The organism is Pseudorhodobacter sp. (genome assembly GCF_030452865.1).
GTDB lineage: Bacteria > Pseudomonadota > Alphaproteobacteria > Rhodobacterales > Rhodobacteraceae > Pseudorhodobacter.
The window spans coordinates 1-6,309 of the sequence record NZ_JAKDLJ010000207.1 but is presented as its reverse complement, the minus strand read 5'-3'; the positions used below and the strand labels follow the sequence as shown (position 1 = coordinate 6,309).

Here is a 6,309-nt window from a genome sequence, read left to right as displayed (position 1 = left end):
TAAAGCGCCAATATGCCGTCAAGGTTTCTGAATTTGACGCAAGTGCGCGGTGGGTCAGCATTGCGCCTTTTGACCGCCCGGTGGTGCCGGAGGTGTAAAGGATCGCGGCCAGATCATCCGGGCCGCGCGGCACTGGCTGAAAGCCTGGTGCTTGGCTATCACGCCGCTGCGTCAGGCTACCGCTTTCATCGGCGGCAATCGTCAAAATTTCGGCCACACCGCTTTGCTGCGCGATAGCGGCCAGCGCGCCCAGTTTGTCAGGGTCGCAGACCAGAAGGCGCGGACGGGCATCGTTCAGGAAATAGCTGATCTCCGCCCCGGTGTATGCGGTGTTCAGCGGCAGGAACACTGCCCCCGCCAGCAAGGTGCCGACATAAAGCTCCAACATCGCTTGGGTCTTGGGTGCTTGCACGGCCACGCGGTCACCAGGGGTAATGCCCGCCTCCACCAGTACCGCCGCCATGCGCTCGGCATTGGCAAAGAACTCACCGTAAGTGACGGTTGCGCCGGTTTGGTGGTTGAATAGAAAGCGGGTATCCTCCGCGCCGATGGTGGACCGGCGCAGACGTTCGACGAGATAGTTGTGTTCGTACAAATCCTGTCCTTTCAAATTCCGCCCGATCTCGTAATTCACCATGGCGATGCGGGCGTTGGCAAGCCGTTGAGCAAGAATGTGATGATCGAACTGCGGACGATATGGTGTATGCTTCTGGACATTCGCCGATAATTTGGCAGGCTGTAGACTGGCCGCCGGATCATGGTGTTGCAGCGTGCAACCCGTCTGTTCGCGCAGCGATCCGATACGATCTGCCAAAAAGGCGCAGCGATGACATGGGAGACTACGGATGGATGCATTCATTTGCGATGGGGTCAGAACGCCGATTGGCCGCTATGGCGGGGCGTTGTCGTCGGTGAGGACCGATGATCTTGCCGCCATTCCCATCGCCGCATTGATGGCGCGCAATCAAGGCGTTGACTGGCGCGCTGTGGATGAGGTGATCTTTGGCTGTGCCAATCAGGCGGGGGAGGATAACCGCAACGTGGCGCGGATGGCCGCCTTGCTGGCGGGATTGCCTGACACTGTGCCGGGGGCGACGATAAACCGGCTTTGTGCATCGGGTATGGATGCGGTTGGATTTGCTGCGCGCGGGATCAAAGCCGGGGATTATGACCTGACCATTGCAGGCGGTGTTGAAAGCATGAGTCGCGCGCCGTTTGTGATGCCAAAAGCGACCAGCGCATTTGCCCGCTCCAATGCAGTGTTTGATACCACGATCGGCTGGCGTTTCATCAACCCGAAGATGAAGGCGCAATACGGGGTGGAGAGCATGCCCGAAACTGCGGACAATGTGGCGAGGGATTACAACATCAGCCGCGCCGACCAGGACGCTTTCGCCGCCCGCTCGCAAGCGCGCTGGCAGGCAGCTCAGGCGGCAGGATTGTTCGTGGATGAGATTGCGCCGGTGTTGATCCCGCAGCGCAAGGGCGATCCGGTTGTGGTCGATACTGACGAACACCCGCGCCCAGGCACCACTTTGGAAGCGCTCGCCAAGCTGAAGGGTATCAATGGCCCGGATTTGACCGTGACGGCGGGAAATGCCTCTGGCGTCAACGACGGTGCGGCGGCATTGTTGATTGCGTCGGAAAAGGCGGTTGCGGCGCATGGTTTGACACCGATGGCGCGGATTGTCGGTATGGCATCGGCCGGGGTTGCGCCGCGCGTGATGGGAATTGGTCCTTCGCCTGCCAGCCAAAAAGTTCTGGCCCGCACGGGGCTGCGCATCGGTCAGATGGATGTGATAGAGTTAAATGAAGCTTTCGCCAGTCAGGGCTTGGCAACGCTGCGCGAATTGGGTGTGGCAGATGATGCGCCGCATGTGAACCCGAACGGCGGGGCAATTGCGATGGGGCATCCGTTGGGTATGTCCGGCGCGCGGTTGGTGTTGACCGCCGCCTGGCAATTGAAGCGCACGGGCGGGCGGTATGCGCTGTGTACGATGTGCGTTGGTGTCGGTCAGGGAACCGCGCTGATCCTGGAGGCGGTTTGAACGGGAGGGACGATCATGTATGCGCAAATGGTGAAATCGGAAGCCGCTGATGACAGCCCGGAAGCGATATCCTTTCAGGCCCGCATCGACGCTGGTGAAAAGATCGAACCGAAGGATTGGATGCCTGCCGGCTATCGCAAAACCCTGATCCGCCAGATCGGGCAACATGCCCATTCGGAAATTGTCGGCCAACTCCCCGAAGGCAACTGGATCACCCGCGCGCCGACGCTGGAGCGCAAGGCGATCCTGCTCGCGAAGGTGCAGGATGAGGCGGGACATGGGCTTTACCTTTACTGCGCCGCCGAAACGCTGGGCGTCAGCCGGGATGATTTGACGGAAATGTTGCTGGATGGGCGGATGAAATACTCCTCCATCTTCAACTATCCAACGCTGACCTGGGCCGATATGGGCGCGGTTGGCTGGCTGGTGGATGGAGCCGCGATCATGAACCAAGTGCCGCTACAGCGCACCTCTTACGGTCCCTACAGCCGCGCGATGATCCGCGTTTGCAAGGAGGAGTCGTTCCACCAACGGAAAGGCTTTGACATCATGCGCAAGATGTCCAACGGAACGCCCGCGCAAAAGCGAATGGCGCAGGACGCGCTGAACCGGTTTTGGGAGCCTTCCTTGATGATGTTCGGCCCTTCGGACAAGGATTCCGTCCATTCGGCGCAGTCGATGGCGTGGAAAATCAAGATGAACACCAATGATGAATTGCGCCAGAAATTCGTTGATCAGACCGTACCGCAGGCGGATTATCTGGGCCTGACCGTTCCCGATGAAACCTTGAAATGGAACGATGAAAAGGGCGGCTATGACTTTGCCGAACCCGATTGGGCGGAATTTTATGAGGTGCTCAAAGGCAACGGCCCCTGTAACCGCGAACGCCTCGCTGCGCGCAACAAGGCTTGGGATGACGGTGCATGGGTGCGCGATGGGTTGTCGGCTTATGGTCAGAAGCGCGCCGCAAGGAAGGTGGCAGCACAATGAGCTCGGTCGGCAACGAATACCCGCAGAGCAAGGTAGAGACGCCGAAGCGGTCGGAGTGGCCGTTGTGGGAGGTGTTCATCCGGGGCCAGCACGGCATGAACCATCGCCATGTCGGCAGCCTCCATGCTGTCGATGCGGAAATGGCGATCAAGAACGCGAGGGATGTTTATACCCGCCGCAATGAAGGCGTCAGCATTTGGGTGGTGGAGGCGCATCATATCGCCGCTTCCTCCCCTTCCGACAAAGGCCCGTTTTATGAACCTGCGGAAAGCAAAATCTACCGCCACCCGACATTCTTCGACATTCCGGATGACGTGGGGGCAATGTGATGGCCCACGACCCGGACCTGTTCGAATTTCTCTGCCGGATGGGGGATAACACTTTGGTTCTGGGCCACCGCGTCAGCGAATGGTGCGGGTTTGCGCCGGTGTTGGAGGAGGATATCGCGCTCGCCAACATCGCACTTGACCTGATCGGCCAGACGCGGATGTGGTTGGGCCTGGCGGATGAGGTGGAAGGCGCAGGCCGCAGCGCCGATGATCTGGCGATGCTGCGCGACGTTTGGGATTTCCGCAATGTCTTGCTGGTCGAGCAGCCGAACGGCGACTTTGGCCAGACCATGATGCGGCAATTCCTGTTCGATGCCTGGCATCTGCGGATGCTGGAGGCTTTGACCACCTCGACGAACACCCGAATTGCCGAAATTGCCGCGAAAGCCGTCAAGGAAGTCAGCTATCACGTCGAACGCTCGTCAGGAACGGTGATCGGCCTTGGCGACGGCACGGTGGAAAGCCACTCCCGGATGCAGGCAGCACTTGATCTGCTGTGGCCCTATGTGGGGGAGTTGTTCAGCACCGACAAGGTGGACGTTGCCATGACGCAGGCAGGTATAGCGCCTGATCCAGCCAGCTTGCGGGCAGGGTTTGATGCCTATGTCGGCGGCGTTTTGGCAGAGGCGATGCTGACGATTCCGGACGGCGATTTCGCCCACAAAGGCGGCAAGACCGGCTTTCGCCATTCCGAACATCTGGGCCATATGCTGACGCAGATGCAATGGCTGCAACGTGCCTATCCGGGGTCTTCGTGGTAGGATGAAACCGCAACTGGCCGAGATTTGGGATTGGTTGGATCAGGTGCCTGATCCCGAAATTCCGGTGATCTCGGTCGTTGATCTGGGGATTGTCCGGGAAGTGAAATGGGCGGGTAACACGCTGGAAGTGGCGCTGACGCCAACCTATTCCGGGTGTCCGGCGACCAGTATCATCGCGCTTGATGTTGAAACCGCGCTGCGGGAACGCGGCGTGGATGCGGTGCGGATCCGAACCCAGATCTCGCCGCCTTGGACCACGGATTGGCTGTCGGAAAAAGGCCGCGCGCGGTTACAGGAATACGGCATCGCACCGCCACATCCCGCGGGCGGGCCGGAAAAATGCCCGCGCTGCGGCGGCCATACGCTGACCCGGATCAGCCAGTTCGGATCAACCCCATGCAAGGCGCATTGGCGTTGCGACGATTGCCTTGAACCCTTCGACTATTTCAAATGTATCTGAGGAGGTGCTAGGGTGGCGCGCTTTCATAAACTGTCCGTCGTTGATGTACGCAAGACGACCAAGGATGCGGTGATTGTCACGCTGCGGCCCGAAAATGGCAAAGCGTTTAGCTTCACTCAAGGCCAGTATCTGACCTTTCGGCGAGAGTTCGACGGTGTTGAACTGCGCCGCTCCTATTCGATCTGCGCTGGGCGGAATGACGGTTTCATGCAGGTCGGTATCAAGCGGATCGAAGGCGGTGCCTTTTCCACCTGGGCGAATGAGGAATTGAAAGTCGGCACGACACTGGAAGCAATGCCCCCGATGGGCAGCTTTCACACGCCGTTGGAGCCGGCGCACGCCAGGCATTACCTCGCTTTTGCCGGGGGGTCTGGAATCACGCCGATTTTATCCATCCTCAGGACCGTGCTGGCGGAGGAGCCGAAAAGCCAGTTCACGCTGGTCTATGCCAATAGCGGCGTCAATTCGATCATGTTCCGCGAGGAGTTGGAGGATTTGAAAAACTGCTATATGGCGCGACTTTCGATCATCCATATTCTGAAATCCGATGCGCAGGATATTGACCTGTTCACCGGTCGCCTTGACGCCGGAAAATGCCGCGCCCTGTTCGCCAACTGGATTGATGTGGGCAGCGTTGACACTGCGTTCATTTGTGGGCCGGAGCCGATGATGCTGACGATTGCCGCATCTTTGCGCGACCATGGGTTGACTGATGCGCAGATCAAGTTTGAACTTTTCGCCAGCGCGCAGCAGGTCAAACTGACGCGCAAAGCGGTGAGTCACAAGGCACAGGATCAGGCAGAATCCGCAGAGGTCACGGTAACACTGGACGGCACCGCCCGCAGCTTTTCGATGGACAAGCACGGCAGCATTCTGGAAGCAGCCCTTGCCAACGCGATTGACGCGCCGTTTGCCTGCAAGGCTGGTGTCTGTTCGACCTGCCGCTGTCGCGTGCTCGAAGGCGAGGTGGAGATGATCGCGAACCACGCGCTGGAAGATTACGAGGTGGAGCGCGGCTATATCCTCTCGTGTCAGGCGTACCCGGTCACTGACCGCGTGATCGTTGATTACGATCAATAGAGGATTTCGCGATGACAGATGAGATGAGCATTTCCGACTATCTGGCGCAGGGAGGCAAGCTGACCAATCCGGCCAATGTGCCGCCGCGTTATCGTGGGGAGTTGATGAAAATCATGGCAGTTTTTGTTGATAGCGAACTGGCGGGTGCTGCGGGTTTCGCCGATGTCATCAATGCCGGGCCGGGGATCAAGGAACGCATTGCCGCCGCCCGTATCGTGTTGGAAAAGACCGACAATGCCGACAAGGTTTTGCGCCTGATGGGCGAATTTGGCGCAAATACCGACCTTTACGCCAATCATCACCCGTGGACCGACCGCTTGCCGCGTGACACCCCACCCGGTTCCTTCCGCAGCCAACACGACATGCGGCTTTCGGTCTTGAACTATCCGCTGCAAGGTTGGACCGACGCCGTGGTGATGAATCTGTGCATGGGCCTGGCGGTCGGCGTGCAGTTGGAGGAGCTTTTGCGCGTGTCGTATCAGCCCTTGGCCGAGGTGATCCGCGAAGTCGCCCCGATCGAGGCGCGGCATACCGAACTGGCGGAGGAAGGTTTGGACCGCCTGCTTGCGACGGGCGCGCGGGCGGAGGTGGAGGCCGCGCTGGCCTATTGGCAACCCCGCGTGAAAGCGGTGTTCGGTGAG

At 59.4% G+C, this 6,309-nt stretch carries 8 protein-coding genes; 7 read left to right on the top strand and 1 reads right to left on the bottom strand.

Annotation, left to right across the window (positions count from 1 at the left end):
- Positions 1 to 595 (bottom strand): AMP-binding protein (locus L0H65_RS12400; protein WP_301459366.1); only part of this gene is annotated, 595 nt, incomplete at its 3' end.
- A gap of 250 nt (positions 596 to 845) precedes the next feature.
- Here L0H65_RS12400 and pcaF point away from each other — a divergent pair.
- The 7 genes from pcaF to L0H65_RS12365 all read left to right on the top strand — a co-directional run.
- Positions 846 to 2,048, top strand: a complete 1,203-nt coding sequence (gene pcaF, locus L0H65_RS12395; protein ID WP_301459365.1) for a 3-oxoadipyl-CoA thiolase — start codon at positions 846 to 848, stop codon at positions 2,046 to 2,048.
- Positions 2,049 to 2,063: 15 nt separating this feature from the next.
- Positions 2,064 to 3,038, top strand: coding sequence for a 1,2-phenylacetyl-CoA epoxidase subunit PaaA (gene paaA / locus L0H65_RS12390; RefSeq protein WP_301459364.1), 975 nt, complete (start codon positions 2,064 to 2,066; stop codon positions 3,036 to 3,038).
- Positions 3,035 to 3,367: a 1,2-phenylacetyl-CoA epoxidase subunit PaaB gene (gene paaB / locus L0H65_RS12385; protein WP_301459363.1), complete on the top strand. Its 333-nt coding sequence runs from the start codon at positions 3,035 to 3,037 to the stop codon at positions 3,365 to 3,367. Before paaA ends, paaB begins: the two co-directional genes overlap by 4 nt.
- Positions 3,367 to 4,128, top strand: a complete 762-nt coding sequence (gene paaC, locus L0H65_RS12380) for a 1,2-phenylacetyl-CoA epoxidase subunit PaaC (RefSeq protein ID WP_301459362.1) — start codon at positions 3,367 to 3,369, stop codon at positions 4,126 to 4,128. Before paaB ends, paaC begins: the two co-directional genes overlap by 1 nt.
- Position 4,129: 1 nt before the next feature.
- Entirely contained in the window at positions 4,130 to 4,588 is a 459-nt protein-coding gene (paaD, locus tag L0H65_RS12375) for a 1,2-phenylacetyl-CoA epoxidase subunit PaaD (RefSeq protein ID WP_301459361.1), read from the top strand.
- A 12-nt stretch (positions 4,589 to 4,600) separates the two neighbouring features.
- Positions 4,601 to 5,668, top strand: coding sequence for a 1,2-phenylacetyl-CoA epoxidase subunit PaaE (paaE, locus tag L0H65_RS12370; RefSeq protein ID WP_301459360.1), 1,068 nt, complete (start codon positions 4,601 to 4,603; stop codon positions 5,666 to 5,668).
- 11 nt (positions 5,669 to 5,679) lie between these two features.
- Positions 5,680 to 6,309 (top strand): Phenylacetic acid catabolic protein (locus L0H65_RS12365; protein ID WP_301459359.1); only part of this gene is annotated, 630 nt, incomplete at its 3' end.

Excerpts from the sequence above, each read along its gene's own strand:
- pcaF (WP_301459365.1), top strand. The coding sequence starts at position 846 with ATGGATGCATTCATTTGCGATGGGGTCAGAACGCCGATTGGCCGCTAT.
- paaA (WP_301459364.1), top strand. The coding sequence starts at position 2,064 with ATGTATGCGCAAATGGTGAAATCGGAAGCCGCTGATGACAGCCCGGAA.
- paaB (WP_301459363.1), top strand. The coding sequence starts at position 3,035 with ATGAGCTCGGTCGGCAACGAATACCCGCAGAGCAAGGTAGAGACGCCG.
- paaC (WP_301459362.1), top strand. The coding sequence starts at position 3,367 with ATGGCCCACGACCCGGACCTGTTCGAATTTCTCTGCCGGATGGGGGAT.
- paaD (WP_301459361.1), top strand. The coding sequence starts at position 4,130 with ATGAAACCGCAACTGGCCGAGATTTGGGATTGGTTGGATCAGGTGCCT.